This is a genomic window from Sphingomonas profundi (assembly GCF_009739515.1).
GTDB classification, from domain to species: domain Bacteria; phylum Pseudomonadota; class Alphaproteobacteria; order Sphingomonadales; family Sphingomonadaceae; genus Alterirhizorhabdus; species Alterirhizorhabdus profundi.
Genome location: NZ_CP046535.1, coordinates 1,948,025 through 1,974,280 on the forward strand (window position 1 = coordinate 1,948,025; position 26,256 = coordinate 1,974,280).

The 26,256-nt window shown below is 67.8% G+C and carries 25 protein-coding genes; 2 read left to right on the forward strand and 23 right to left on the reverse strand.

What is annotated here, in order from left to right; translation table 11 throughout:
* Positions 1 to 46: 46 nt before the first annotated feature.
* The 6 genes from GNT64_RS09195 to GNT64_RS09220 all read right to left on the reverse strand — a co-directional run bounded on the left by GNT64_RS09195 (position 47) and on the right by GNT64_RS09220 (position 6,417).
* Positions 47 to 1,150, reverse strand: coding sequence for an NAD(P)-dependent alcohol dehydrogenase (locus GNT64_RS09195; RefSeq protein ID WP_156679261.1), 1,104 nt, complete (start codon positions 1,148 to 1,150; stop codon positions 47 to 49).
* Between the two features lie 40 nt (positions 1,151 to 1,190).
* Positions 1,191 to 2,207 carry an aldo/keto reductase gene (locus GNT64_RS09200; RefSeq protein WP_156679262.1) on the reverse strand — a complete coding sequence of 339 codons (1,017 nt, stop codon included), beginning with the start codon at positions 2,205 to 2,207 and terminating at the stop codon, positions 1,191 to 1,193.
* A gap of 513 nt (positions 2,208 to 2,720) precedes the next feature.
* Positions 2,721 to 3,311 (reverse strand): malonic semialdehyde reductase, encoded by a 591-nt coding sequence (locus tag GNT64_RS09205; RefSeq protein WP_156679263.1) that lies wholly within the window; start codon positions 3,309 to 3,311, stop codon positions 2,721 to 2,723.
* Positions 3,308 to 4,297, reverse strand: coding sequence for an alpha-hydroxy acid oxidase (locus tag GNT64_RS09210; protein WP_197277330.1), 990 nt, complete (start codon positions 4,295 to 4,297; stop codon positions 3,308 to 3,310). The genes GNT64_RS09205 and GNT64_RS09210 overlap by 4 nt, the downstream gene beginning before the upstream one ends.
* The gene (locus GNT64_RS09215; RefSeq protein ID WP_156679265.1) at positions 4,294 to 5,118 is read right to left on the reverse strand and encodes an SDR family NAD(P)-dependent oxidoreductase; all 825 of its coding nucleotides are present in this window, start codon (positions 5,116 to 5,118) and stop codon (positions 4,294 to 4,296) included. The genes GNT64_RS09210 and GNT64_RS09215 overlap by 4 nt, the downstream gene beginning before the upstream one ends.
* 9 nt (positions 5,119 to 5,127) lie before the next feature.
* Positions 5,128 to 6,417, reverse strand: coding sequence for a spinster family MFS transporter (locus GNT64_RS09220; protein ID WP_197277331.1), 1,290 nt, complete (start codon positions 6,415 to 6,417; stop codon positions 5,128 to 5,130).
* A gap of 253 nt (positions 6,418 to 6,670) precedes the next feature.
* Between GNT64_RS09220 and GNT64_RS09225 the strand changes: the two genes are divergently transcribed.
* Positions 6,671 to 8,293, forward strand: a complete 1,623-nt coding sequence (locus GNT64_RS09225; protein ID WP_156679267.1) for an MFS transporter — start codon at positions 6,671 to 6,673, stop codon at positions 8,291 to 8,293.
* Here the strand turns inward: GNT64_RS09225 and GNT64_RS09230 are convergent.
* The 14 genes from GNT64_RS09230 to GNT64_RS09295 form a co-directional block, all read right to left on the reverse strand.
* Entirely contained in the window at positions 8,290 to 8,793 is a 504-nt protein-coding gene (locus GNT64_RS09230) for a nuclear transport factor 2 family protein (RefSeq protein ID WP_156679268.1), read from the reverse strand. The two genes, GNT64_RS09225 and GNT64_RS09230, sit on opposite strands and share 4 nt — an antisense overlap.
* Entirely contained in the window at positions 8,793 to 10,337 is a 1,545-nt protein-coding gene (locus GNT64_RS09235) for an aldehyde dehydrogenase family protein (protein ID WP_156679269.1), read from the reverse strand. The genes GNT64_RS09230 and GNT64_RS09235 overlap by 1 nt, the downstream gene beginning before the upstream one ends.
* 144 nt (positions 10,338 to 10,481) lie before the next feature.
* Complete coding sequence (locus tag GNT64_RS09240; RefSeq protein ID WP_156681521.1) at positions 10,482 to 11,654, reverse strand: acyl-CoA dehydrogenase family protein; 1,173 nt, start codon at positions 11,652 to 11,654, stop codon at positions 10,482 to 10,484.
* On the reverse strand, positions 11,654 to 12,559 hold the full coding sequence (locus tag GNT64_RS09245) for a hypothetical protein (protein WP_156679270.1): 906 nt from the start codon (positions 12,557 to 12,559) through the stop codon (positions 11,654 to 11,656). Before GNT64_RS09245 ends, GNT64_RS09240 begins: the two co-directional genes overlap by 1 nt.
* 98 nt (positions 12,560 to 12,657) lie before the next feature.
* Positions 12,658 to 13,470, reverse strand: a complete 813-nt coding sequence (locus GNT64_RS09250; protein ID WP_156679271.1) for an HTD2 family dehydratase — start codon at positions 13,468 to 13,470, stop codon at positions 12,658 to 12,660.
* Entirely contained in the window at positions 13,470 to 13,868 is a 399-nt protein-coding gene (locus GNT64_RS09255; protein WP_156679272.1) for a Zn-ribbon domain-containing OB-fold protein, read from the reverse strand. Before GNT64_RS09255 ends, GNT64_RS09250 begins: the two co-directional genes overlap by 1 nt.
* On the reverse strand, positions 13,868 to 15,010 hold the full coding sequence (locus GNT64_RS09260) for a thiolase family protein (protein WP_156679273.1): 1,143 nt from the start codon (positions 15,008 to 15,010) through the stop codon (positions 13,868 to 13,870). Before GNT64_RS09260 ends, GNT64_RS09255 begins: the two co-directional genes overlap by 1 nt.
* 38 nt (positions 15,011 to 15,048) lie before the next feature.
* A complete protein-coding gene (locus GNT64_RS09265) occupies positions 15,049 to 16,608 on the reverse strand; it encodes a class I adenylate-forming enzyme family protein (protein WP_156679274.1) in 1,560 nt (519 codons plus the stop codon).
* Entirely contained in the window at positions 16,608 to 17,453 is an 846-nt protein-coding gene (locus GNT64_RS09270; protein ID WP_156679275.1) for an isocitrate lyase/PEP mutase family protein, read from the reverse strand. Before GNT64_RS09270 ends, GNT64_RS09265 begins: the two co-directional genes overlap by 1 nt.
* Before the next feature lies 1 nt (position 17,454).
* Positions 17,455 to 18,255, reverse strand: a complete 801-nt coding sequence (locus GNT64_RS09275; protein WP_156679276.1) for a dioxygenase family protein — start codon at positions 18,253 to 18,255, stop codon at positions 17,455 to 17,457.
* Complete coding sequence (locus tag GNT64_RS09280; RefSeq protein ID WP_231639408.1) at positions 18,252 to 19,274, reverse strand: quinone oxidoreductase family protein; 1,023 nt, start codon at positions 19,272 to 19,274, stop codon at positions 18,252 to 18,254. The genes GNT64_RS09275 and GNT64_RS09280 overlap by 4 nt, the downstream gene beginning before the upstream one ends.
* A gap of 7 nt (positions 19,275 to 19,281) precedes the next feature.
* Complete coding sequence (locus GNT64_RS09285; protein WP_197277334.1) at positions 19,282 to 20,604, reverse strand: LLM class flavin-dependent oxidoreductase; 1,323 nt, start codon at positions 20,602 to 20,604, stop codon at positions 19,282 to 19,284.
* A 128-nt stretch (positions 20,605 to 20,732) separates the two neighbouring features.
* The gene (locus tag GNT64_RS09290; protein ID WP_156679279.1) at positions 20,733 to 21,488 is read right to left on the reverse strand and encodes a GntR family transcriptional regulator; all 756 of its coding nucleotides are present in this window, start codon (positions 21,486 to 21,488) and stop codon (positions 20,733 to 20,735) included.
* Positions 21,489 to 21,559: 71 nt separating this feature from the next.
* Positions 21,560 to 22,393: an SDR family NAD(P)-dependent oxidoreductase gene (locus tag GNT64_RS09295; protein ID WP_197277335.1), complete on the reverse strand. Its 834-nt coding sequence runs from the start codon at positions 22,391 to 22,393 to the stop codon at positions 21,560 to 21,562.
* A gap of 183 nt (positions 22,394 to 22,576) precedes the next feature.
* Between GNT64_RS09295 and GNT64_RS09300 the strand changes: the two genes are divergently transcribed.
* Entirely contained in the window at positions 22,577 to 23,476 is a 900-nt protein-coding gene (locus GNT64_RS09300) for a hypothetical protein (protein WP_156679281.1), read from the forward strand.
* Between the two features lie 81 nt (positions 23,477 to 23,557).
* Here the strand turns inward: GNT64_RS09300 and GNT64_RS09305 are convergent, their stop codons facing one another.
* From GNT64_RS09305 to GNT64_RS09315, 3 genes are read right to left on the reverse strand one after another with little or no spacing between them, the layout of a single operon-like run.
* Positions 23,558 to 24,709: an acyl-CoA dehydrogenase family protein gene (locus GNT64_RS09305; protein WP_156679282.1), complete on the reverse strand. Its 1,152-nt coding sequence runs from the start codon at positions 24,707 to 24,709 to the stop codon at positions 23,558 to 23,560.
* 19 nt (positions 24,710 to 24,728) lie between these two features.
* A complete protein-coding gene (locus GNT64_RS09310; protein WP_156679283.1) occupies positions 24,729 to 25,934 on the reverse strand; it encodes an acetyl-CoA C-acyltransferase in 1,206 nt (401 codons plus the stop codon).
* On the reverse strand, positions 25,934 to 26,254 hold the full coding sequence (locus GNT64_RS09315) for a Rieske (2Fe-2S) protein (protein WP_156679284.1): 321 nt from the start codon (positions 26,252 to 26,254) through the stop codon (positions 25,934 to 25,936). Before GNT64_RS09315 ends, GNT64_RS09310 begins: the two co-directional genes overlap by 1 nt.
* Positions 26,255 to 26,256: the final 2 nt, after the last annotated feature.

A 26,256-nucleotide genomic window follows, 5' to 3' on the forward strand; every position in this document is an offset into this window, starting at 1 on the left:
CTCCTGATTGACGTCGAGGGGCATGGCGGCGGGGCCACCAGCGCCATCACGCGTCGGCCATTTCCTGCTTCAGGCTCGCCATGTCGATGACGTAGCGGAAGCGGACGTCTTCGTTCTTCACCTTCTTGTAGGCCTCGTTCACGTCCTGGATCGGGATCACCTGCACGTCCGGCGCGACGCCATGTTCGGCGCAGAAATCGAGCACCTCCTGCGTCTCCCTGATCGACCCGATCAGCGAGCCCGCGAGACTGCGGCGGTGCATGACCATTTCCATGTTGTTGTAGCCGGGGATCTGATCGAGCGCGCCGACGGCGCAGTAGGTAGCGTTACGCTTGAGCAGGGTGATGAACGGATCGACCTTGTGCTTCTCGGGGATGGTCGAGAGGATGAAGTCGAACGAGAGTTCCAGCCTCTTGAACGCCTCCTTGTCCCCCTCCATCACGACCTCGCTCGCGCCGAGCGCCTTTCCCGGCTCGATCTTGTCCTTGTCGGTGGTGAACACCGTCACGTCGGCGCCCATCGCCTTGGCGAGTTTCACCGCCACGTGGCCGAGCCCGCCCAGGCCGACGATGCCTACCTTGTCGCCGGCCTTCACACCCCAGTGGCGGAGCGGCGAGAAGGTGGTGACGCCCGCGCACAGGATCGGCGCGGCCGCCTCGATCGGCAGGCTTTCCGGGATCCTGAGAACGAAATCCTCCGGTACGACGACGACGTTAGAGTAGCCGCCATAGGTGTTGTCGCGGCCGTAGGTGTTGACGCCGTCCTCGGTCATCGCCGCCGGCTTCATCGGCCCGTTATAGGTGGCAAGCCAGCTATTATGCCCCTCGCAATGATGCTCGTCGCCCGCGCGACACGGCTCGCACTGGCGGCAACTGTCGATCATGCAGCCCACGCCGACGAGATCGCCCTGCTTGTGCCGCGTGACCGAACTGCCGGTCGCCACGACGCGCCCGACGATCTCGTGCCCGGGCATGCACGGATAGACGGTGTTGCTCCAGTCATTCTCCACCTGGTGAATATCCGAGTGACAGACGCCGCAATACAGTACGTCGATCTGCACTTCGTTCGGCTTCGGCTCCTCCCGCTGGAACTCCAGCGGTTTCAGCCGGGTGAAGGAGTGGTTTGCGGCGTAACCCCGGGCCTTGATCATGATGACGGTCTCCAGTTCCTGTTCACTGTTCGCGCTTAGGCTATGCCGCCGGGGCGGATGGGACGGCAGCATCCGGATGCAGGATGCCGCGCGATCTCAGATCGGCCCAGAACGCGGCCGGGATCTTCGCCCGCAGCGCCGCATGGTCGGCGAGGATATGAGACGGGCTCGCAGTGCCGACGATCAGCGCGGAGGCGACATCGGGCGCAAGGCTGAACTGCAGCGCGGCCGCCACCAGATCGACGCCGTGACTGCCGGCGATCTCGCGCAGCGTGGCCAGCCTCTCCTGCTTCTCGGCGGGGATCAGCGTATTCTCCTGGCCATAATTGTAGCGAGGCGCGCCACCGAGGAACCCGGCGTTGAGCGCCGAGCCGACGACGAAGCTGACACCTTTCTCCCGCGCCTTGGGAAAGACCTGTTCGACGGCGTTCGCATGATCCGCCAGCGAATATTGGCTGGCCAGCAGATGCACGTCGCTGTCGGCCACTTCCAGGCAGCGGATGATCGGCTGCGGGCAGTTCACGCCCATGCCCCAGCCGTCGATCACGCCCTCGTCGCGCAGGCGGGTCAGCGCGGGGAAGGCACCCCGCTCGGCGATCGGCCAGAGCGCCTCCCAATCGTCGGGCAGATAGGCATTGTCGGGCGACAGATCGTGGACGAACACGATGTCGAGCCGATCGAGGCCGAGCCGCTGGAGACTGTCCTCGATCGAACGCATGACCCCATCGGCGCTATAGTCGAAGTGCGGCGTGTTGGGGGAGGTGGTGAAGGGAAAGTAGGTCTTCGCCTGATTGTCGCGCCCGGCACGCAGCAGCTTGCCGACCTTCGAGGAGATCACGAACTCGCCTCGCGGCTTGCGGGCGAGGAAGCGGCCGAAGCGCCGCTCCGCCAGACCGAGCCCGTACCATGGCGACACGTCGAAGTAGCGGACGCCCGCATCCCACGCGGCCGCCAGCGTGGCCTCGGCCTGCTCGTCCGTGGCGAACTGGAACTCGTTGCCGATCGCGACTCCGCCAAGGCCGAACGTGTGAGGCGGACGATACCGTTGCGTAACCATGACGTTCCTTCGTGATCGAGCGCCGGGCGCCTGACATGCCCGGCATCAGGAGATGTTCTTTCGAGGTCGGCCGTGCGCTGCGCTTGTTGGATGGGCAGCCGTTCAGTTCATCATCGGATCGCCCGACGGACGGTGCACCGACCCGGCGGCATCACGCAGGGCCTTGCTACATCGTTGTCTTCACGCCCATTCATTGCGGAAACCCCGATTGTCGCCGTCGCACATTCAACGAATAGGGATCGGGAGGGTTTCACGTGACAAGCCGTCTCACAGCTATGCTGCTGCACGGCCAACCACGCCACCGCGCCGGTGCCGAGATCGACGAAGACTCTCCTGGCATGATCCTTCTACCCGACCGAGGCGCCGCCGATGACGCGAGGTCCGCTCTTGCGATCGCGGACTTTCGCCGGCCGCCATCAGCCAGGGATCATCGGGCAAGCGCTGGCGACGGCGATCGGGCGTCGCTCGGTCGCGCCGGGTAAGTGGCTGTTCTCGGGCGCCGGATAGAGGGCGTCAGGCGATCCTGTTGAAGCGCTCGAACGCGGGCTTCGGGTTGCGCGGGGTAAGGCCGTCTCGCTCGCCATAGCCGATGGCGCACAGGAAATTGGCCCGAACGGACGGCGCATCCGCGAAGAACGCCGCTTCGACCGCAGCCGCATCGAAGCCCGACATCGGCCCTACATCGAGGCCGAGGGAACGCGCCGCGAAGATCAGATAGGCACCCTGAAGCGTGCCGTTGCGCAAGGCCGAGAGCCGCCGCGCCGCGGGGTCGGCAAACCAGGAGCGCGCATCCTGGGCCGGAAAAAGCTCCGGCAGCAGGTCGTGGAAGTCCTCGTCCATGCCGATGACGACGGTCACGGGCGCCCCGAGGATCTTGTCGGCATTGGCGCGGCTGGCACATGCCGCAAGGCGCGTGCGCGCCTCTTCGCTCACGCACCACACGAACCGCGCCGGCATCTGGTTGGCGGAGGTCGGACCCATCTTCGTGAGATCCCAGAGCGCGCGCAGCGTGGCGTCGCCAACCGGCCGGCTGTAAAAGCGATCGAAGCTGCGCGCTTCGCGGAACAGGAGATCGAGCGCGGGCTCGTCCAGCTTCTGCATCATATGTCCTCGATGGTGACAAGGGAGCGATGGATGTCGGCGAGGCGGGCGATCCCGCACAATGCCATGGCGCGCGCCAGCGCGTCACCAAGCCCGGCGAGCAGGGCGGTGACGCCGGCGCTGCCGCCGGCGGCCAAGGCATAGGCCGTCGGCCTACCCAGCAGCACGGCATCCGCACCGAGTGCCAGCGCCTTCAGGATATCGCTGCCGCTGCGCACGCCGCCGTCGACCAGAACGATGCCGCGTCCGCCGGCACACTCGACCACCTCGGGCAAAGCGGCGGCACTGCTCACCGCGCCGGCAAGCTGGTTGCCGCCGTGATTGGAGACGATGAGGCCGGCGGCCCCCGCCGCCAGGCAGGCACGGGCATCGTCGCCGCGCAATATGCCCTTCACCAGCACCGGCAGCCGCGTCGCCGCGCAGATATCGGCGAGATCGTCGAGGGTTGCGCCGCAGAAGAGGCTGGCCGCCGACGTTGCGCGGCCGGTCTCCCAGGCGGCGCGCGGCGGCGGCGGCATCTCGCCCGCCGCCCCCGGCAACAGGTCCACCGTCAACACGATGGCGCGGATGCCGATCGCCTCGGCCTCCGCCAGGCGCCGCCTCATCGCGGCGCGATCGGAGAGGATATAGAGTTGCTGCCACGCCCTGCCGGCAGCGGCCGGCACCTTGGCGTCATGCGCGATCGAGCTTGGCAGCAAGGCGATAGTGCCGGCCTGCGCCGCGCCGTTGACGGTGGCGAGTTCGCCCTCGGCGTGATATCGCGTGCTGCGCCCGGCCGGCGCCAGCAGGATCGGCAGATCGATCGTCTCGCCCAGCAGCGTGGTCGATACATCCACCGCGCCCACGCCCCTGAGAATACGCGGCCGCAACCGCCACCGGCGCCATGCCGCCTCGGCGTGCGTGCCCTCGTCCGCGCGCGCCTCGAGATAGCGCCACACGTCGAACGGCAGCGCCTCCCGTGCGATCGCGCGCTGCTGGTCCAGGATCAACGCCCGGCTTTCCAATAGCTGTGGTTCGATTGCCAATCCGGGTTGGGGCGGATCAGGCGGGCGCCGCCTTCGACCGACAGGATCTGTCCGGTGATCCAGCGCGCTGCGGGGCTGGCCAGAAAGGCGACGGCCTCGGCGATGTCCCAGGCGTCGCCATCATAGGGCAGCACGCACCGCCGCGCGCGGTCGGCCCGCTTCGCAGCCGCGTCCGCGTCGGTCGCGCAATGGCGGTCGACCATGGCCGTCCACACCTCGCCGGGGCGCACGGCATTGGCCCGGATCCGGTCCGCGCCATATTGGAAGGCGGTGTGCGTGGTCAGCGCCTCGACCGCTGCCTTGGTGGCGCTGTAGGTCAGGCTGGTGGTGGGATGATGTACCGCCGTGGTCGAGAGATTGACGATCGAGCCGCCGTCCACCATGCGACCGACCGCCGCCTTGGTCATCAGCGCCGCCGTCTTGAAATTGAGGTCGTAAGCGGCCGCCAGATCGGCCTCGCTCACCTGGCCGACGACGGGGCCGCTGCCGATGCCGACATTGTTGACCAATATGTCGAGCCGGCCGGTCCGCTCCACAGCCTCGGCGGTCGCCCGTTCGCACGCCGCATCCGAACGCAGATCGCCTACGATCGGGAAGGCAAGGCCGCCATCGCCTGCGATCGCCGAGACGGTGCGACCGGCGGCGGCGGGATCGATGTCCAGCACCGCGACGGTCGCACCGCGTCTCGCCAGCAGCCGGGCGGTCGCATCGCCGATGCTGGGCACGCGCGCCATCCCCGTGCCTGCGCCGGTGACGATCGCCACCATTCCGTTCAGATCGTTCATCGGATGCCCTCAGCTCGATTGCAGCTCGGCCGGACCGGCCATCTCGTCCGCCTCGCTTGGCGGAACGCCCAAGTCCTCGATCGGCATGCGCCGGATCGATCGGGCGGCGGCGTAGAAGCCGAAGCTGCCGAGCACGAAGAACAGGCTTACGAAGATCATGCCGCTGCGCAATGGCTGTGCGTGGCCGAGCGCGGCGAACATGTCGCTGGCGATGCCCGTCAAAGGCGGCCCGAAGCCGTAGCCGCCCAAGTTCATCAGCACCGCGAGCAGCGCCGCCAGCGCGCCGCGCATCGCGACCGGCGCGACCGACATGTACGTCGCGAAGGTCGTGCCGTAATAGGTGTGGAGGAAGAAGGTGTAAGCGGCGACCAGAGCCACCGCGACGTGCCAGTCCGAGACCATGAGCGCGCCGAGAGCGCACATGGCGGTGACGAGCATGAGGCTGCCTACCACCTGCGGCGCGGCATGGGTCGAGATGCGCGAGAGGCGATCGGCCAGGACGCCGCCGACCAGGATGCCGATGACCCCCGACGGTCCGTTCGCCAGCCCCACCGCCGACCCTGCCTGATCGAGCGACAGATCATGCACACGGATCAGAAAAGGCGACATGAACGCGGACAGCCCGGCCTGAGCGACAACGACACAGACTGCGCCGAGGATCAGCCACAGCAGGGCCGGATGCGCAAGCAGGGCCTTGATCGCGGCGTCGAGCGAGGCCGGCGGCCGGCGCGGCCCAGCCTGCCCGTCGAACCGGCCACGAAGCGGCTCGCGCACCGTCAGGATCAGTATCGGGGCGAGGATTAGCCCGGGCAACGCGGCCAGCATGAAGGCCGCGCGCCAGCCGAACGCGGCGGCGACGGCGCTGCCGGCGGCGAAGGTGATGCCTACCGCGATCGGGGCGGACGCATAGAAGACCGATAGCGCCAGGCCACGCCGCTCCTTCGGAAAATAGTCGGTGATGATCCCCATGGACGCCGGCGACGCGCCGGATTCGCTGGCGGCGACACCGATGCGCGCCAGAAGCATGTGGAAGGCCGAATTCGCGAAGCCGGTCAGCAAGGTCATCCCGCTCCAGATCGCCAGCAGCCCGCCGAGCACGCGTACGCGGGACATGCGGTCGAGCATCAGCCCGAGCGGGATGCCGGCGAGCGCGTAGGCCACGGCGAAGGCGAGGCCGGTCAGCGCCCCCAACTCCCCGTCAGACAGGTGGAACTCGTTCTTGATCGGCTCGGCCAGGACAGACAGCAGGGTCCGGTCGATGGAGCTGAACGTGTAGATCGCCGTCAGAACCGCGAGCACATAATAGCCATAGCCATCGGTAGCCGGTTGCCGACCCTCTTCGTTTCGCATGTTCAGGTCCTCAACCATCGTACCGGACGCTGCCTCATCCGCGGCGCCGATGGCAGACCATCCCGGGCGCCGCCGCCAGCAGCCGCTCGCCGCAGCCCCTTTTCTTCGCGTAGGCGATAGGCGGAAAACCGGGAGGATTCGACATGCCCGGACGATCCCCGATGCATAGGGTGCCTCATCCCATGATCACGACCGCAGACCATTGACCGCCAGCGTCCTCGCCATACCCATTTTCCGCCGCTTCTGGGTGTCCACGATCCTGTCGACCTTCGGGGCCATGATCCAGGCGGTCGGCGCGGCCTGGATGATGGCCTCGCTCACCGGCGACCCGCAGATGGTCGCGCTGGTGCAGACGTTCGCAACCCTGCCCGTCATGATCGTCTCCCTGCCGGCCGGCGCCCTTGCCGACACGTACGACCGGCGCCGCATTCTGCTGTTCGCACAGACGGTGATGCTGATCGCATCGGCGGCGCTGGCGGCCGTGGCCCTGCTCGGGGCGGCGACGCCGGTGGCCCTGCTCGTCGTGACCTTCGTCATCGGCGCGATGACCGCGCTGAATGGTCCGTCCTGGCAATCCTCGGTTTCGGAGATCGTGCCGCGATCGATGATCGACGAGGCGGTCAGCATGAACAGCGTGGGGTTCAACCTGTCGCGCTGTGTGGGGCCGGCGGTGGGCGGCCTGATCGTGGCCGCGGGCGGCGCGGCGACGGCCTTCGCCATCAACGCCGTTTCCTATCTGCCGATGATCGCGACCTTGATCGGCTGGCGCCGCACCACGGCGGAACGGCCGCTGCCGCCGGAGCGGATGCAGCAGGCGATCCTGTCGGGCCTGCGCTACGCGCTGCTGACGCCGGAGCTGATCGCGGTGGTGATCCGCGCGGGAGTCTTCGGCCTGTGCGGAAGCGGGGTGTGGGCGCTGATGGCCGTGCTGGCGCGCGAGCGACTGGGAACGGGTGCCGCCGGCTACGGGCTGCTGCTCGCCGGCTTCGGGGGCGGGGCGATGCTGGGCGCCCTCTTCCGTTCGCGCCTGCCGCTCAGCCGCGAACAGCTCGCACGGGCCTGCACCGCCCTGTTCGGCTGCGCCGCGATCGTGGCGGGGCTGACCCATAGCCTCATCGTCGCCACCGCCGCGATGGTCGCCGCGGGCTGTGCGTGGGTCGTCTTCCTCTCCTCGCTGAGCGCGGCGGTCCAGATCCTGGCGCCGCGCTGGGTCGTCGGGCGCGCCGTCGCGCTCAACCAGGTCGTGATCTTCGCCGGCATGGCGTTCGGCAGCCTGATCTGGGGCATCGTCGCCGCCCGGATCGGCATCGGTTTCGCCTTCGTCGCGTCCGGCGTGCTGATGCTGGTGACTTTGATCCTGGCGCCGTTCCTGCCGATCAGCGCCGACGCCGACGCCGACCTGACCCCCACGCGCGAGCATCCGATCGACGACCTCGAAGGCTCCGTGCGCCCTGACGACGGACCGATCGTGATGATGATCGAGTACCGCGTCAGGCCGGAACGGTTCCGCGCCTTTGTCGAGGCGATGGAGGCGGTCGGCCGTATCCGGCGCCGCGACGGCGCGCTGCGGTGGGCGTTGCAGCAGGATCTCACCGATCCGACGCGTTGGGTGGAACGCTTCCACAGCGCCACCTGGCTGGATCATCTTCGCCGGCAGGTGCGCCCCACGCAGGCCGACCAGGCCGCCCGTGACCGTCTGGCCGAACTGCATGAGCCCGGCCAGACGATCAGCCGTTTCATCGAACGGCGTCTCTCCACCGAACCGATCGGCCTTCCCGCTCGGCTGGAGGCGGAGACGCGGATCGATCCGACGGAGCCGCGCTAGGATGTGTAGCTGAGATCCAGGGGCGCGGGCGCGCCGAGATGACGACCGGGCGGCACGATCTCGCCGACCGCGTCCAGACGCCCCCACTCGTCTATCAGGGTACGGCGGATGAGGCCCCAGCGACCATCGCGCTTCTCGAACCTGTCGAGGTAACGGCCGCCGCGCACGCGGGTGGTGCGCACGCCATCGACCATCACGTCCTGAAACGACAGGATATAGGATTCGGCTCGGCCGCTGTCGCCTGTCACCTCGATGCGCGTGTTCGTGAGCAGGTGCATGCGTCCGGGCCGGGCCGTCGCCGGTGGTCGGAGCGCGGCGCAGAAGGCCGCGCCCTGCATCGGCTCCGCCCCACCCATGTCCAGTGCGGCGTCCGGCCAGATCGCGCTGGCCAGCAGGTCCGGATCGAACCGATCGGTGCCCCGGGCGATCGCCGTCAGCACGTCACCGATCGCCGCCTTGTCCTCAAGCCGCGCGAGCCGGGCCTCGAGCGTCTCGCCCATCACGCGGATACGCTCTCGGTATCGGCCTTCCGCTCGATCTCGCCCCACTTCAGCGTCCTGGACTCGGCGCCGCTCGGGATGCCGAGCACCTTGATCTCCAGATAGGCCTCGAACCCCTGGCGGCCATATTGGCGGCCGATGCCGCTCTGCTTGAAGCCGCCGAACGGCACGTCCATGTGCATCCACGTCCCGTTGTTGATGCTGACGGTGCCGGTTCGCAGCTTCTTCGCGAACTCGTACGCTTCCTCGTTGGTGCCCGCGGCGACCTGGGCGGAGAGACCGTAGATCGAATTGTTGGCGATCTGGAGCGCCTCCTCCTCGGTGTCATAGGGGATCACGGCGAGGACTGGTCCGAAGATCTCCTCCTGCGCGATCGTATCGTCGGGCTTCACGTCGGCGAACAGGGTCGGCTCGATGAAGCTGCCGGTCGGCTTGCTCTCCGGCACCTTGCCGCCGCGAACCAGACGGTTGCCGTCCGCCAGCGCCCGCTCAATATAGTTCAGCACCCGAGCGCGGTGATGCCGGGAGTTGAGCGGCCCCATGAAGTTCTGCGGATCCTGCGGATCGCCCACGCTGATCGCATCCATCTGCGCCTTGGCGGCGGCGATACCCGCTTCATAGCTCTCGCGCGGCAGCAGCAGACGGCTGCGGGCGACGCAGCCCTGACCGGCATTGGCGCAGATCGTCTTGGCCGCCAGCGCGGCCTGCTCCGCGACATCGGCGCTGCGCAGGACGATGAAGGCGGATTTGCCGCCGAGTTCCAGCAGCATCCGCTTCAGGGTGCCCGACGCCGCCTCCGCCACCTTCCGCCCGTTCGGCGCCGAGCCGGTGAAGGCGATCATGTCGACGCGCGGATCGGTGGTGAGGACGACGCCGGCGAAATTGTCGCTGGCGGTGACGATGTTCACCACGCCCGCCGGGATGTCCGTCTCCTCCTTGATCAGCTTGCCGACGATCGTGCCCATCCAGGGCGCGTCGGGCGACGGCTTGAGGATGATCGTGCTGCCAGAGGCGAGCGCCGGCCCGATCTTGCCCAGGCCGGAGCCCCACGGGCCGTTCCACGGGATGATGCCGGCGACCACGCCGACCGGCTCGTAGCGGATGCGACGCCGGCTGACGAAGCCGCGGAAATCGACGTCCTCCAGTTCGTCGTCGAAGCGATAGGTCTCGGCCAGGTGCGCGTAATGCTCGAGCTTCTCGACAGGCACGTCGAACAGGGTGTCGCGGGTCAGCCAGATCGGCGTGCCCACTTCGGCGACCAGCAGGGGCCGGATGATCTCGGCATGGCGAACCAGGGCGTCCTTCAGCTGGCGGATGCATCTGGCGCGCAAGGCGTGATCGCGCGGCCAGTCCGTCTGGTCGAACGCGCGGCGGGCGGCGGCGATCGCTCGATCGAAGTCCTCCGGCGTCCCGTCCGCGGTGACGCCGATCACCTCGTCCGTGGCTGGATTGATATTGTCGAAGACCGCGCCGGACGAGGATGGCACCAGTTCCCCGTCGATCAGCATGCGCCATTCGGCAATGGCCGGGTTCTGGATGGTCATGTTCCTCTCCTGCGGTACGCTCGCCGTTCCGCACTGACTAACCGAGCCTTGCGGTTCTCGCGTAGCCCCGGTCGCGTGCGGGCCGTGCTTTTCGGCATGGCGATTTGGCCCGCACGATCCCACGACGAGCCGACCCGACCGCGTTCAATAGGATCGCGGAAGGCCGAGCACATGCTCGCCGAGATAGGAGAGGATCATGTTCGTCGAAATCGGCGCCACGCGGTAGAGCCGAGTCTCGCGGAACTTGCGCTCGACATCATATTCCTCGGCGAAACCGAAGCCGCCGAACGTCTGGACGCACATGTCGGCCGCGGCCCAGCTCGCCTCGGAGGCCAGATGTTTCGCCATGTTCGCCTCGGCGCCGATGTTGCCGCCATGATCGTAGCGTTCGGCGGCATGATAGACCATCAGCTCGGCTGCGCGCATCTCGGCATAGGCCTTGGCGATCGGGAACTGCACGCCCTGATTGGCGCCGATCTGCTTGCCGAAGAGGACCCGCTCCTTGGCGTAGCCCGATGCCTTCTCGATGAACCATTTGGCATCGCCGATACATTCGGCGGCGATCAGGATGCGCTCCGCGTTCATGCCCGAGAGGATGTAGCGGAAGCCCTTCCCCTCCTCACCGATCAGCGTATCGGCCGGAATGCGGAGATTGTCGAAGAACACCTCGGTGGTCGAGTGGTTCATCATCGTCTGGATCGGCTTGATGGTCATGCCGTTGCCGATCGCCGCGCGCATGTCGACGAGGAAGACGGACAAGCCCTCGGATTTCTTGGCGACCCGATCCCTCGGCGTCGTGCGGGCGAGCAGCAGCATGAGGTCGCTATGCTCGGCGCGCGAGGTCCAGATCTTCTGGCCGTTAATCACATAATGGTCGCCGTCGCGCGTGGCGGTCGTGCGAAGCCCCAGCGTGTCGGTGCCCGACGTCGGCTCGGTCACGCCGAACGCCTGCAGGCGCAGCTTGCCGCTCGCGATCTCCGGAAGATAGGCGGATTTCTGCGCTTCGCTGCCGTGGCGCAGCACGGTGTTCATGACGTACATCTGCGCGTGGCAGGCGGATCCATTGCAGCCATTGGCCTGGATCTCCTCCATGATCACCGCCGCCGCCTCAAGGCTCAGCGCCGAGCCGCCATAGGCTTCGGGGATCAGGGCGGCGAGGAAACCGGCCTCGGTCAACGCGGCGACGAACGCGGTCGGATATTCCCGCCTGCGGTCCAGCTCGCGCCAATATTCGCCGGGGAAAGCCGCGCAGAGCGCCTTCACCGTCCGGCGTATCTCCTTCAGTTCGTCATTCTGGTGATCGGCGAGGGACTGCATCACTCGGCCCACCCGTCGAAGATGTCGCCGGCTTCGTTCTGCACCATCGTGGCGCCCTCCATCTGGCCGTAGACGAGGGCGTTGCCGATCACGTCCAGCGTGTCGGACTTCGAAACGCCCCATGCCTTGCACAGCAGGACGTTCTCGCGAATACCCTCCGCCACGCGGCTCATCACATGATAATAGAGCATGGCGGTCGGCCAGCACTGCTTGGGCAGATGGTAGAGCATATTCTCGAACCGCGCCCGGTGGGTCTTGATCAGGCTTGGGCGATGCTGCGCCATGAAGCGGACGTAAGGCGGGATTTCGCCGATCGTGCGCAAATACCAGTCGTACAGCTTCGACTTCTCATCCGGAGTAAGGTCTACCGTGGAGAAATCCAGGCCGGATCGGAAGGCGTCCAGATCGGGCGCCCAGCCGGCGGGGAAGCGTGCCGGGGTAGCCGGCGTCTCCGGAAAATCGAGATCCTGCATGGCCTCGGCGATCGTTTCCATGCCACGCGGCCCGGCATGGACGAAGGCGATGGCGATCATTTCCAGCGCCTGCGCCTTGCTCAGCCCGTCGTTCAGAAACGAGTGCATCACGTAGCGCGTGCCCTTCACATACCCCATCAGCATGTAGAAGGCCAAGGTGCCGCCGCCCATGACGGCCGGTTCGACCCGCAAGGTGAGGGAGCAGTAGAGCCGGTAGCGTTTCAGCACCTCCGGGTTCTGGTCGATCCACCAGTCCAGGCCGCCCATCTTGGTGCCGAACTGGGTGCCGTAATGCCCGATGAACGCCTCCGCCTCCGCCGGCGTCAACTCGGTCGGCTTCGACAGATCGAGCCCGCGATGGACCCAGTTGCCGGAGCGCGGATCGAACCCCCCGCTCACCTTCTGCAGCTCCGTCAGTTCGATCTGCGCCACGTTGTGCCTCCGATAGCCCGAGTTGCAGCCGCCCTATCGCGGGCCACCGCAGCGGCGCGGTTAATGTCGTTCGATGTGCGCGGAATTCGCCCTTCCGATCACAGCGGCCGGGCAGTCGCCTGCATCGTCGGCCGCGCATCCTGCGTGACGGTAAGGTCGATGCCCCCGTTCGCAGGCGAAACCGCGATCCGCAGCGGCCGTCCGACGAAAGCGGGCGCGACGCCACGGAAGGCGAAGGCGCCTATATCGCCGAGCTGCTTCCGCGCTTCGTGCGCGAGGATAGTCGCTTGGAGCGGCCCCTGGACGACAAGGTCGGGATAGGCTTCCACGCCGCGCGCGTAGGCACGGTCATAGTGGATGCGGTGGCTGTTGAAGGTCAACGCCGAGTAGCGGAACAGCAGCACCTCGTCGGGCAGGATATCGCTCTCGCCCTCTAAAGCGTGCGGCTGAAGCATGGCCGGCGCGGCCGGCGCCTGATCGCGATAGACCAGATCCTGCTCCTCGCGGATGGCCGGCCCGTCGCCGCCGGACAGTTCATGCAGGACGGTGACGAACACGAGGGTCCCGCTGCGGCCGGATTTCTCGACAATCGTCGCGATCGTCGAGCGACGCTCCACGATCGCGCCGAGCCGGAGAGGAGACGCGAAGGTCAGGCGGCCCCCAGCCCACATGCGACGTGGCAGAGGCACGGGCGGAAGGAAGCCGCCCTTGTGCGGATGGCCATCCTCGCCGGTCTCCGCCGGGGTGCGCGCATCCCAGAAGTGCAGCCAGTGGCCGAGCAGCGGCAGCGGATCGCCGTCGACCAGCCCGCCGGTCGCGCCGAGGGCGGTCAGCAGGGCATTGCACCGGCCGGCGTCCAGCCGGTCGACCCGCGTCTCGCTGCGGCCGATCCAGTCCCGTAATTCGGTCATCAGGCGCGCTCCGCGTGAAGCACCGGCGGCAGATCCGGCGCGAGCCGCACGAAGGTCAGGCGGGCGCGATCGCCGGCCGCAAGGCTTTGAGGATCGGCGGCATGCGCATGCAGGCGGACGCCGCCGGCCAGCTCCACGAGCGCAATGGCGAACGGCATGCGATCGGCCAGCGCCTGCTGGAAGACGCGCGCGAAGGTGACGATGGCGCGAACCTCACCGGTCGGATCAACCTGGCGCCACTCGACGGGACCGGCGGTGACGAAGGGGCTGGACGGGCTTGGCGGCCAGAATGGGCGATCGGTGGTCACGCAATGCGGCAACACGAGACGATCATCCGCGCCGGCCGCGTAGAAGGGCTCGGACAGGCTGTTGACGATCGGGCCGAGAGCATCGGCCATCAGTTGCGCTCCAGCATCAGCGCATCGCCGCCCACGCTGGCCCACATGGCGCGGCGTGGCGAGGCGATCTGGCGACGGCCCGCCTCACCGCGCAGCTGAGTGACGAGCTCGCGTATCTGGCCCCAGCCGTTCAGCTGCGCCTGGGAAAGCTGGCCGCCGGCGGTGTTTACCGGCAGCGCACCGTCATGGCAGATGCGGCCACCCTGAACGAAATCCAGCGCCTGTCCCTCGCCGCAGAAGCCGAAATCCTCGAGCGCGTAGAGCGGCAGCGGTGAGAAGCTGTCGTAGAGGCCGAGCAGACCCACATCGTCCGGACCTGCGCCCGCCATCTGGTAGACGCGCTGGCGTCTCGCTTCGGTCGCGGAGAGGCGGGTGGTGCCCTGCTGGGCCACGCCCAGACCGACCGGCGCGAAGATGAAGGTGTCGCGACCGGCCCTCATGCCCTGCGCGCCGGTGATGACGACGTCGCGACGGCCCTGCCCCGCCGCCGTCACGATCGCGCACACCGCGCCGTCGCCGACCGGGGAGCAATCGAGCAGGCGCAGCGGTGCGACGACGTGCGGCGCGGACTGATAGTCGGCCTCCGTCATCGGCTTGGTCATGACCGCGTCGTCGGTCATCCGGGCGTGTGCGCGGAAGGTCATCGGAATGGCGGCCAGCTTTTCGCGATCCTGTCCGTAGCGGCGGCAGTAGAGATCGAACGCCAGAGCCGCGCCGGCGAAGGGCGAGGCCATGCCGATCCACCCCTCTTCCCCATGCGGACCGCCATTCTCGCGAAACTGTTCGTGGAAGAAGGGGTTGTTCGCTTCGCCCATGCGGCCGATGTCGCTGTTCTTCATCGCCATGATGCAGGCCACGCGGGTGGCCAGGCCGCAGACGACCGCCATGGCCGCCTGGATGAGGACGGTGGCGGCGAAGCGGCCGTGCGACCAGGTCTGGCTGCAAAAGTGCGGCGTCAGCCCGAAAGTCTGGGCCAGGCCGTCATAATCGGCGCCGCGCGGGGAGCCCACCTGAACGATCAGGCCGTCGATCGCCTCCTTCTCCAGCCCCGCGTCCGCCAGAGCGCCGTTTAGGGCGGCGCCGGCCAGTTCGAACACCGAGACGTCCGGCCGCCGCTCGAACCGGCTCGCCCCCACCCCCACGATTGCGGTCCGTCCCGCAAGGGCGCGGCCGGCGACGCTCACAGGCCGAGTTCCGCGCGGGCCTCCTCGGCCAGACGGTGCTTGGCGACCTTGCCGGACGCGAGCCGGGGCAGTCCCGCCTCGTCGCGGAAGAAGACGTGGTGGGGCACCTTGAACGCGGCCGCGCGCTCCTTGACATAGGCGCGCACCTCGGCCTCCTTCAACGGCGCGGCGGCATCGACGAAGGCCACGACGAGCTCGCCCCGCACCGGATCGCCGACGCCGACGACATAGGCGTCGCGCACCTCGGGATGGCCGGCGATCAGCTGTTCCACCTCGACGGGCGATACGTTGATGCCGCCCGACTTGATGACTTCCTTCAGCCGCGCGTGGAACGTGAAGCGGCCGTCGCCGTCAAGCCGGCCGAGATCGCCGGTGTCGAACCAGCCATCCGCCTTGAACGCTTTCGCGGTCTCGATCGGATTGTCGAGATAGCCGGGCGTCACGCAGCCGCGAAGCAGGACCAGCCCGACCTCGCCGGTGGGAAGGTCCGCACCGCTTACGGGATCGACGATCCGCATCTCCATCGTCGGCAGGACGAAGCCGCTGGTCGCGATCTTCGCCTCCAGCGGATCGTCCGGCCAGCCGACCGTGGCGTTGCCGTAGCTCTCGGTGAGGCCGTAGGCGGGCACTGCGCCCTTGATGCCCATCTCCACGAGGGTCATGCGCTTATACTCGGCCACCGTGCCGGCGTTGCCCTTCTGAAGCGAACCGATCTTCACCTGCGCATAATCGGGGTGATCCAGCATCGCGCGCGTCATGTTGCCGGTGCCGTAGTAGACGGTCGCGGCGGTACGGTGGATAACGTCGATCGCGGCACCGGCCTCGAAATGATCCTGGAGGACGATCGCGGCGCCGCGGGTGATGGCGGCGGGCAGCGCGTTGGCGGCACCGAGGCCGTAGAACAGCGGCGTGCCGATCCACACGCGATCCTCGGCCACGATGCCGCGACGCAGGCCAAGCTCGAAGCCGTTGCGCACCACGCCGGCGCCGTTGAGGCGGACGCCTTTCGGATCGGCGGTGCTGCCCGAGGTGTAGAGGATGAAGGCATCGTCATCGCCGCGCACGGCGGCGGTGGCGGCGGCGAAGGTCGCACCGTCCAGGCGGCGTCCGGCCGCCAGGAAGGCCGCCCACTCCGGCGAGTCCAGGAAGAGGACGGTCCGGAGCTTGGGCAGGTCCGTCAGCCCGCCCAGCATCGCGCGGTAATCGGCCTTGAGGAAGGCCGGCACCGCGATGAGCAGCTTCACTCCGGCATGTCGCATCGTCCAGCCGAGTTCGCCTGCCTTGTACCAGGTGTTCATCGGCACCAGCGTCGCGCCGACATAGGAAGCGGCGAGCGCGAGGATGACGAATTCGGGCTGGTTGCCAAGAAGGACGCCGACGCGGTCGCCGCGCACCACGCCGGCGGCGAGGAAGGCCCTGGCCGCCTCGATGCTGCGGCCCTGCAACTCGGCATAATCGATCCGGTCGCCGCGATAGAAGATCGCCGGCGCGGACGGGGCGGCGGCGGCCTTCTCGTCCAGCACGGTGGCGAGGCGGTTGCCCACTGGTCGGTCCATCAGTTCTGCCCGTCCTCGATGGCCCAGGCGTGCGCCATGTCGGCCAGGCCAAGCGTGTCCCGCCGCGCCCGCGCGAGCAGGTCGGCCGACTGATCGATGCCCCCGGTCTCGGCGAGGCCGGTCCACAGATCGCCGAGCGCCACGCCAAGCGCCGCGATGCCGTTGAAGGGATAGAGGCCGAGCGCGAAGCCCGCGGCCCCGAGATCCGCTACGCTCGGCACCGGGGGCGTCACGCCGCCGATCCAGACGAGCGGCACGCCCGGCAGCGCCCGCGCCACGGCGGGCGCCTGATCGGGGCCGAGATCGAGGACGATGATGCCGTCGGCGCCGGCCTCGACACAGGCGCGAGCGCGCTCGATCGCGTCGTTTAGCGAGCCGGTCACCCGCAGGGCGTCGGTCCGCGCGAGGATGAGCATGTCCGCCGCTCCGCGCCCGGCGACGGCGGTGCGGATGCGCGCGGCCATCGCGTCCGGCGTGACCAGTTCACCCCGGCCGCGATGATAGTCGGGGCTCTTGGGATATGGCTGATCGTCTATATGCAGCGCCGCGGCACCTACGGCGGCAATGTCCCGCACCGACAGGTCGAGATGCGACGGCAGGCCGAAGCCCGCGCCCGCATCGACGATCACCGGCACGTCCGTCGCCCGGACGACGCGCGCGGCGATTTCCACGGTTTCGGTCAGCGTGAGGAACGGCTGGCCCTTGCCGAGGCCGAGCGCCATCGCGTTGCCGCCGAGATAGAGCGCCCGGTGCCCTGCCCGCGCGGCAATCTTCGCGCTGATCACGTCGTGCACGCCCGGCGCCGCGACGCAGCCCGGTTCGGCGAGGAGCGCCTGCAGGCTCATGTCAGGCGTTCGGCCGCTGCACGACGAAGTCGAAGATCGCCGCGAAGCGTTCGGGCTCGGCGGTCGTCCGCATGTCCAGGATCAGGTCCGGGCTCACCGCGCCCTCGACATAGTCGCTGGACAGATAGGGATTGCCGGGAACGAAGAGCTGCGTGGTCAGCACGCAGCGACCGTCGATCCAGATCTTCGCATGGACATGGCCGGCACGGCGGTTGTGGCGGCCCATGGCGCGGAACAGCTCGCCGATGGGATCGGTGTCGTGATCCGAATAATCCTTCGGCACGGCGGTCGTCGCGGTATAGCGACCGTACGCATCGGCGATCACCCGGCCGGACAGGTGATGCTCGGCCCGGTCATAATGGCCCTCATGGTCCGCCTGCCACAGATCGACGGTCGCACCGGGGATGGGCAGCCCGGTGGCAACGTCGCGCACCTGCCCAGACAGCACCAGCACCGGTGCGCCGGATGGCGACGGCACGTCGAACAGGCAGCCGTCGTCGCGCACCGGCGCGTCCATCTTGTGAAACGGCCCCTCCAGGTTCGGCCTGGTCGCGCCTTCGACCCGCGCCGTCACGTCGACGCTCGTCATGGCGAGGGAGACATCGACGAGGCTGCGGCAGAAGCCGGACTGGCCGAGACGGTTCAGATAGTCGCCGGCGATGTGCAACTCGTCCTGATCGATCTCGAACTCGCGGACGACCTCCTTCATCTTCTCGACTATGCGCGCGTAGATCGCCTTCAGGCGTTCGTTGCCCTCGACGCCTTCCAGCTCCGCCGGAACCTGTTCTGCTGCCTGGATCATGGTTTCACCACTATGCGGCCCGCGACCGCTCCTTCTTCCACCAGGCGATGGGCCTCGGCGATTTCACTGAGCGGCATCACCCGCGCGACCTGCGGCGTGACGATGCCGCGCGCGACCAGATCGATCGCGTCCTCCAACTGCACCCGGCTGACGGAACCGACCCCTGATATCTGCGCGCGCTTGAAGAAGATCCGCGCCGGGTTGATGCTGATCTCCTCGCCGAACAGCTGCCCGACGACGGCGTAGCGGCCATGGACGGCCAGCGCATCGAAGCTTGCCGCCCAAGTCCGGCTGCCGACCGTATCGATGACCACATCTGCGCCCCAGCCGCCGTTCAGCGCCTTGACCTGCCTCGCGAAATTCTCGCCCTCTCGCGCCACGATCACATGCTCCGCCCCCAGCGACTTCAGGAAGTCGACCTTGGCCGCGCTGCGGCTGATGGCGATCACGCGGCCGCCCATCGCGGTGGCGATCTGCACCGAAGGCGCGCCCACGCCGCCGCTGGCGCCGGTGACGAGCACCCACTCGCCGATCTGCACCCTGGCCGTGTCGCGCACGGCATTGAGCGCGACACCCGCGCCGGGGCCGAGCGAGCAGATCAGTTCGAACGGCAGATCGGCAGGCGCCCGCACCCAGGCATCCTGCGGCAGCGAGACATATTGCGCGTAGCCGCCCCGCACGGGCCGGCGCTTGAAGCAGGTCGTTTCGCGACCGCTGCGGCACAGGCGGCAGCGGCCACAGCTTGAGAACGCCTTCGAGGCGACATGGTCGCCGACCTTCAGGTCCAGCACGTCGCTGCCTGTCGCTTCGACCCGCCCGGCAATCTCCAGCCCGATAATCAGCGGAAAGCTCACGTCCCGCTTGTAGGTGCCGTTCCGCTCCACGACGTCGCGATAGGAGACGCCGCACGCCTGGACGGCCACGCGCACGTCGTCGGCGCCGACCGGCGGCACGGGCACGTCTTCGAGGCAAAAGGCGTCGGGCGCGCCGGGGCCGTGCAGCACGGCCGCGCGCATCATGGCACGGTCAGGCGACAATCCCGGCCTCTTGCCCGAAGAAGCGGTTCGCCGGCCGCAGCAGGCCCAGCGAGTCGCGCAGCGTCGTCCCTTCATATTCGGTGCGGAACAGGCCGCGGCGCTGCAGTTCCGGAACGAGGTGATCGACGATCGCCTCCAGCCCGCCCGGCAGGTAGGCGGCGACCAGATTGAAGCCGTCGCACGCCTTGTCGGCATACCATTCCGCCATCGTGTCGGCGACTTCGGCCGCACTGCCCTTCATCAGAACATGACCGCGCGCCGGCAGCACCCAGCGGTAGAGCTGGCGCAGGTTGAGGCCGTCGCGCCTCGCCACGTCGCCGATCATGTTTCGAAAGCTCGTGATGCCCTTCGTCTCGGGCAGTTCCGGCAGCGCGCTCTCGGGATCGAGGCCGGTGAGATCCAGACCGACGATCTTGGACAGAACCTGCAAGCCGACGGTATCGGGGATGAGTTCCTGCAGTTCCTGATAAGCCGCATCCGCCGCCGCGCTGGTCTCGCCGACGAAGATGCTGGCACCGGGAAAGATCTTCAGCTCGTCCGGATGACGGCCATGCTTCGCCATGCGCGCCTTCACATTGGCGTAAAAGGCCTGCGCGCTCTCCTTGGTCTCGCTGACCGTGAAAAGCACGTCCGCCGTCCGCGCGGCCAGTTCCATTGCCGGCTCCGAGCCGCCGGCGACCACGATCACCGGATGCCCCTGGGGCGGGCGGGCGGCGTTCAGCGGCCCGCGTATGCGGAAGCTGTCACCCTCATGGTCGAGCGTCCGGACCTTGGTGGCATCGAGGAAGCGGCCGCCGGCCTTGTCGAACAGGAAGGCATCGTCGGCCCAGCTGTCCCACAGCCCCTTCACGACGTCCACGAACTCGCCGGCGCGCGCGTAGCGGTCGCCATGCTCGGCATGTTCGTCCTGGCTGAAATTCTTCGAATCCAGCGCGTTGGATGTCGTCACCACATTCCAGCCGGCACGGCCCCTGCTGAGCGTGTCCAGCGCCGCGAAACGACGTGCAACGCTGAACGGCTGGTCGTAGGTGGTCGTCGCGGTGGCGACGAGGCCGAGGCGCGAGGTGGACATGGCCAGCGCGGAGAGCAGGCAGATCGGCTCGATCACCACCGGCCGCGTCGTCGGGTTCGTCTCCAGCAATCCCGGCGTGTCGACACCGTTAACGCCATTGCCGTCGGCAAGAAACATCATGTCGAACTTGCCGCGCTCCAGCAGAGCAGCGAGCTTCGGCCAGTGATCGGGATTGAAGCCGGCGTCCACCAAGGCGTCTGGATGACGCCAGCCGCCGACATGGGCGCCCGTCGGCGACATGAATACGGATAGTTTCAACATGCGAAGCGGTCGCCCTTGATGCACCGGAGCCGTTTACCAGCTCAATCATCTGTCGACACTCCGCGCATGATGGTCAATCGCGTCGAGTCACCTTGGGTATCTTTCGCCTACACGATATGCAGTTGGCGACCGGCCTTGGGTACCGGCCTGGCGAGCGCGTCGACCTGCCCACGATCCCGATGCTTGCGCTGGATCGCATGCAATCCGAACAGGGTCATCGAACGGAGCAAGGATGCGGCGACGTCAGCCTCCCGCTCGATACAGGCCATCACGAGCCGTTGATGATCGAGCAGCAGCCGCTCGGCATCCTGCACCTGGGGGCCGACCAGCCGGCCGACGCTCATCCGCATCTTCCAGGTATTCAGCAGCTTCTTCAGGCTCAGATTACCGCAACGATCGGGCCAGTGATTGTGCAGCTGGCGACGATGCTCCTGAAACCTCTCATACTCGCCGGCCGCGACATCGCTCGCCATGGCCTCGTAGAGGCTGACGCTCTCGTCGAGATCCTCCTGCGTCGCGTTGGCGACGAAGAGGCGGATCATCATCGCGTTGAGGGTCGCGCGGATCTGGTAGAGCTCCTCGACCTCGCTCATGCTGATGTGCGCGACGCGCGGGCGCCGCCGGGGCGGGATTTCCACCAGCCCCTCGCGCTCCAGCAGCATCAGGGCCTCGCGCACTGGCGTGCGGCTGGTGCCGAAGCGGGTAGCCAGCTCCACCGAGTTGAGGTCGGCACCGGGCGCCAGCTCGCCTTCCGAGATCGCCCGCGCTATTTCCGCCGCGATCTGCCCGACGAGCGAATCCTGCCGCTCCTCAAGACTGATGTTCGCCTCGGAATAATCGGGCTTCACGGAATGGTCCGGCATTCCGAAGGGATAAGCCGCGACGACGTTTCGGTCAAAGGAAACGATGCCGGGCGGGTCGGAGGTCACGCCCGTCAGATCCGGTATGCGCCGCCGTCGATGATGAGCGACTGGCCGTTGACAAAGCCGGCCCCTTCCGACGCCAAATAGGCGACCGCCTCGGCGACGTCTTCCGGCGTGCCCGCGCGACCGACCGGCGGCACGCCCATCGCCTTGCGGACCGTCTCCATGTCGGCGTCCGCCGAACCGGTCTTCTTGGCATAGCCCGACAGCGTGCGGCTGGTGATGATGAGGCCGGGCAGCACGGAATTGCAGGTCACGCCGTCGGGGCCGAGTTCCAGCGCCCAGGTCTGGGCGAGCGCGATCACCCCGGCCTTGGAGGCGGCATAGGCAGAGTTCAGCCGCGAGCCCTGACGGCCCGCGACGGAGGCGACGTTGACGATGCGGCCCCATCTGTTCGCGCGCATGATGCCTGCCGCCGCCCGACCCATCAGGAAGGTGCCGCGTACGTTGATCGACATGACGCGATCGAAGGCGTCGGGCTCGACGGTCTCGACATCGCCATGGCCCATGCTGAACGGTGCGCCGGCATTGTTGACCAGTATGTCCAGGCTGCCGTGCGCGCTCCTCGCATGGGCGACGATGCGGGCGACGTCGGTCTCGGACGAGATATCGCCCGTGACGAAGCTCGCCTCGGCACCGGCCGCCCCGAGTTCCTCGACCAGGCTCTCGACGCCGCGCCAGCCGGCAGCGGCGGCGCCGGCGGGCTCGTGGCTGTCGCGAACGCCGGTCGCCTCGACATCGACGACCACCAGCGCGCAGCCCGCGGCCGCCAGCTTGCGGGCGATCGCCGCACCGATCCCGTCCTGCTTGCCGCACCCCGTCACGAGGGCCACTTTCTTGGTCACGCACCATGTCCTTTTGTCGCTGTCGCCCCGGCTGTCCGCCGTGCGGGACGAGAGCGCCAGCCGAACCGGCCGGGGCCGCCGGGTTTTCGAGTTCGCGATGTTTACGCGCTCCCGGCGCGGTCGCGCGTGACCCGGGCGCGAGATCGCACCACACCCGCATCAAACCATCGGAGGGGCTCACCCATGAGCGAGCTGGAAGCGCTGCGCGCCATCAACCACGGCTTTGATCCGCGCGGCGGACACTGGGTGCATCGCGGGCTCGACCTGTCGACGCCGACCGAGATCAGCGCGGACGAGAAGGCCAGCTTTCGCGAGCATTACGCTACTCAGTTCGGCCACTCGCTGGACGGTCTCGACTGGTGGCTGGATCGCAGCCCCGAAGTGCTGAAGCGCTATCGACTTTACTGCAGCCTCACCCTGCGCGTCGTGCCGGCGATCACCGGCAACGGCACCCTCGCCTTCTATGCCCTGAAGGGTCACGTGGTCGGCGTGCGCTACGTGCTGCACAGCTGGAAGGCGCGCGGGGTCAGCAGAGCCCAGGCGCTGGAGATGCTGGCCATGGCCTTCGTCCACGCAGGTCCGCGCGGCATGGAGACGATCGCCGAGGCTCATGAGGGCATCATGTTCGGAGACGCGCCCGAAGTGCCGGCCGTGTTCCCGGAAGGTTGGGCAGTCGACAGGGAGGCGTTCAAGTCGGGGCTGGATTTCACCACCGTCGACATGACCGCGGACGAGGAGTCTAGCCTCTACGACTGGTATCTGCGCACGATCGGCGAGATCCCGCCTTATGTCCGCTTCATGGCCAGGCACCGGCCGAGCCTGATCAAGACCCACCGTGCCCGGTTCGAAAACATGCTGTGTGTTTTGCCGAAGCAGATGTGGCCGACGACCATGCTCTACTATCACGTGATGAGCCGGCAGGCGGAAGGTATCCGCGAGAATGTGCTGCTGTCCAAGGCCTGGGGCGTGAGCAAGGCGGACGTGCTCGATACGATCGGCAACGCCCTGGTCTACGGACAGATGGAGGCCGCGACGATGATCCAGCGCGAGGCCGGGGACGTCTTCGACGGGTGGATCGGGTAGCGGGTCGCCCCCGACCGGCTGGCGCCGAATCCGAGGCTCGCCGGACGCGGACGCCCCGTTTCAAGGTAGGCTCGTCCCGGCCTACGCCTCCGCCCTGATCGGCAATCTCTGCTCGAAAACACTCTCGGCGATGCGGTTCAGCAATATCTCGATCGTGCCGCCGGCGATCATCCAGCCGCGTGTGCGGCGGAAGCAGTATTCGACCAGGCTCTCCTCCGAATAGCCGGTGCCGCCCATGATCTGCATCGCCTCATTGGCCATGTCGAAGCCCGCGCGGTTGCACGCGATCTTGGCGATCGCCGTGTCCTCGGCGGAAGGAAAACCGCGGTCGGCGCCGGTGGCGGCCTTGTAGAGGAGAAGTTGCGCGGCCTCGGCCTTCACCTTCATCTCCGCGAATTTCCACGCAAGGCCCTGGAAGTTCACGAGCGGCTGACCGAACTGACGGCGATTGAGGGCATGTTCGCGGGCAAGGCCGAAGGCGTGACGGCCAAGAGCGAGAGAGCGCGCGCTGTTGCCCAGCCGCTCCACGTTGAACCCGGCGATCTGCTTCTTGAAGCCGCCCGGACCCAGGACGACATTCTCCTTCGGCACTGAGACATTGTCGAAGTACAGCGTGTTCCAGTCCTCGCCCGACAAGAAGCGCGAGGGCTTGCCGAAGCTGAAGCCTTCCGCGCCGCGTTCGACCAGCACCGAGCCGATGCCCCCGGTGCCGGGGCCGAAGCGGACGTACGTGAGGAAGACGGTGGCGTGGAGGCCATGGGTGGTGAAGATCTTCTCGCCGCTGATCCGATAGCCGTCGCCCTCCGGAACGGCGGTGGTCTTCAGCTCGGTGACGGCGGAGCCCGCGCCCGGCTCGGTCATCGCGACGGCGATCAGCGCCTTTCCGGCCAGCAACGGCTTCAACAGCCGTTCCTTCTGCTCCGGCGTGCCATATTGAGCGAGGACGCGGATGGCGCCGAAATTGCCGGCCTGGATGACGTCGGCGCTGCGCGGGCAGACCATCGCGATCTCCTGAATGGCGATGACGGCATCCATCAGCGCGCCGCCGACGCCACCGTCCACCTCGTCGGTGGTGATGCCGATCAGGCCGGCCTCGGCCATCGCCCGCGCGATCTGCCAGGGATAGTCGTCACTATGGGCGCGCTCCAGGGCGCCATCCGCGCAATGGCGCTGCGCGAAGGAGGCGACCGAGTCCTTGAACATCTGCTGTTCGGCGGAAAGCTGAAAATCCATCTTGTCTGCGGTCCTTGGATCAGGCGCGTTCGAGGATCGCGGCGATCCCCTGGCCGAGGCCGATGCACATGGTGACGAGCGCGAAGCGGCCGCCGGTGGCGTGGAGCTGGCGCGTCGCGGTCAGCGCGATGCGGGCGCCGGACATGCCGAGCGGATGCCCGATGGCGATAGCGCCGCCATTGGGGTTCACGCGCGGATCGTCGTCGGCCAGCCCAAGCAGCTGGGTGACGCCGAGCGCCTGGCTGGCGAATGCCTCGTTCAACTCGATCACGTCGATGTCGGCCAGCGTCAACCCGGCCCGCTCCAGCGCCTTCGGCACGGCGCGAACGGGCCCGAGGCCCATGATGCGCGGCTCGATCCCGGCGACGGCGGCCGAGACGATGCGGGCGATCGGCGCGGCGCCGGCCGCCTCCCCCGCCGCGCGATTTCCCACGATGAGCGCGGCGGCGCCATCATTGACGCCCGAGGCATTGCCGGCGGTGACGACGCCGTTCGCGAACAGCGGCTTCAGCCGGGCGAGACCTTCGATCGTGCTGTCGGCGCGGGGATGCTCGTCCTCGGCGACGATCGTCACGGCGCCTTTCCTGCCGGGCACTTCGACGGGCACGATCTCGCCCTCAAAGAAGCCGCGCGCCCTGGCGGCGGCATATTTGCGCTGCGAACCCAGCGCGAAGGCGTCGGCGCGCGCGCGGCTGATCCCGTGCTCAGCCGCGACGTTGTCGCCGGTCATCGGCATGGAATCCTTGCCGAACCGCGCGTGGATCGCCGGATTGGGAAACCGCTCGCCCAGCGCCTCGTAGATCCTGGTCGTGCGCTGGAAGGCCGTCTCGGACTTCGCCATGACGAAGGGCGCGCGCGACATGCTCTCCACGCCGCCCGCGATGAAGAGATCGCCCTGCCCCGTCTCGCAGCAGCGCGCCGCATCGACGATCGCCGCGAGGCCGCTGCCGCACAAGCGGTTAACGGTCAGGCCGCCCGCGCCGACCGGCACCCCGGCCAGCAGCGAGGCGTGGCGGGCGACGTTGCGACTGTCCTCGCCCGACTGGCTGGTGCAACCGGCGATGACATCCTCGATCCTGTCGGCATCGAACGCGGTCGACCCCAGCACCGCGCGGATCACGCCGGCCAGCAGATCATCCGGCCGCACTCCGGCCAGACCGCCGGCATGACGGCCCACGGGCGTGCGGAGGCCGGCATAGATGAAGGCGTCGGTCTCGCGCGCCATCAGCGTTTCGCCCTCACGAACAACGCGCCATCCTCGTTCCGCACGTCGAATGACGGGACGTCCTCATAGGCCGGCCCGCCCTCGATCACCTTGCCGGTGCGGATCTCGAAGCAGCTCTGGTGCAGTGGACATTCGATCGTCCCACCATCCAGAAAGCCTTCGGACAGGCGCACGTCCTCGTGCGGGCAGATATCGCCGATCGCATAGACCGCGCCCTCGAAACGGTAGAGGGCGACGGCCGTGCCGTCATCGAGGGCGGCGGCGAAGGGCTCGCCGTCCACCACGTCCTCGTCGCGCCCTATCCTTGTCCATTCCGTCATCG

Coding starts and splice junctions, on each gene's coding strand:
- GNT64_RS09195 (WP_156679261.1), bottom strand. CDS start 1,150: ATGATCAAGGCCCGGGGTTACGCCGCAAACCACTCCTTCACCCGGCTG.
- GNT64_RS09200 (WP_156679262.1), bottom strand. CDS start 2,207: ATGGTTACGCAACGGTATCGTCCGCCTCACACGTTCGGCCTTGGCGGA.
- GNT64_RS09205 (WP_156679263.1), bottom strand. CDS start 3,311: ATGATGCAGAAGCTGGACGAGCCCGCGCTCGATCTCCTGTTCCGCGAA.
- GNT64_RS09215 (WP_156679265.1), bottom strand. CDS start 5,118: ATGAACGATCTGAACGGAATGGTGGCGATCGTCACCGGCGCAGGCACG.
- GNT64_RS09230 (WP_156679268.1), bottom strand. CDS start 8,793: ATGGGCGAGACGCTCGAGGCCCGGCTCGCGCGGCTTGAGGACAAGGCG.
- GNT64_RS09235 (WP_156679269.1), bottom strand. CDS start 10,337: ATGACCATCCAGAACCCGGCCATTGCCGAATGGCGCATGCTGATCGAC.
- GNT64_RS09240 (WP_156681521.1), bottom strand. CDS start 11,654: ATGCAGTCCCTCGCCGATCACCAGAATGACGAACTGAAGGAGATACGC.
- GNT64_RS09250 (WP_156679271.1), bottom strand. CDS start 13,470: ATGACCGAATTACGGGACTGGATCGGCCGCAGCGAGACGCGGGTCGAC.
- GNT64_RS09255 (WP_156679272.1), bottom strand. CDS start 13,868: ATGGCCGATGCTCTCGGCCCGATCGTCAACAGCCTGTCCGAGCCCTTC.
- GNT64_RS09265 (WP_156679274.1), bottom strand. CDS start 16,608: ATGGACCGACCAGTGGGCAACCGCCTCGCCACCGTGCTGGACGAGAAG.
- GNT64_RS09270 (WP_156679275.1), bottom strand. CDS start 17,453: ATGAGCCTGCAGGCGCTCCTCGCCGAACCGGGCTGCGTCGCGGCGCCG.
- GNT64_RS09275 (WP_156679276.1), bottom strand. CDS start 18,255: ATGATCCAGGCAGCAGAACAGGTTCCGGCGGAGCTGGAAGGCGTCGAG.
- GNT64_RS09280 (WP_231639408.1), bottom strand. CDS start 19,274: ATGATGCGCGCGGCCGTGCTGCACGGCCCCGGCGCGCCCGACGCCTTT.
- GNT64_RS09285 (WP_197277334.1), bottom strand. CDS start 20,604: ATGTCGCCGACGGGCGCCCATGTCGGCGGCTGGCGTCATCCAGACGCC.
- GNT64_RS09290 (WP_156679279.1), bottom strand. CDS start 21,488: ATGCCGGACCATTCCGTGAAGCCCGATTATTCCGAGGCGAACATCAGT.
- GNT64_RS09300 (WP_156679281.1), top strand. CDS start 22,577: ATGAGCGAGCTGGAAGCGCTGCGCGCCATCAACCACGGCTTTGATCCG.
- GNT64_RS09305 (WP_156679282.1), bottom strand. CDS start 24,709: ATGGATTTTCAGCTTTCCGCCGAACAGCAGATGTTCAAGGACTCGGTC.
- GNT64_RS09310 (WP_156679283.1), bottom strand. CDS start 25,934: ATGGCGCGCGAGACCGACGCCTTCATCTATGCCGGCCTCCGCACGCCC.
- GNT64_RS09315 (WP_156679284.1), bottom strand. CDS start 26,254: ATGACGGAATGGACAAGGATAGGGCGCGACGAGGACGTGGTGGACGGC.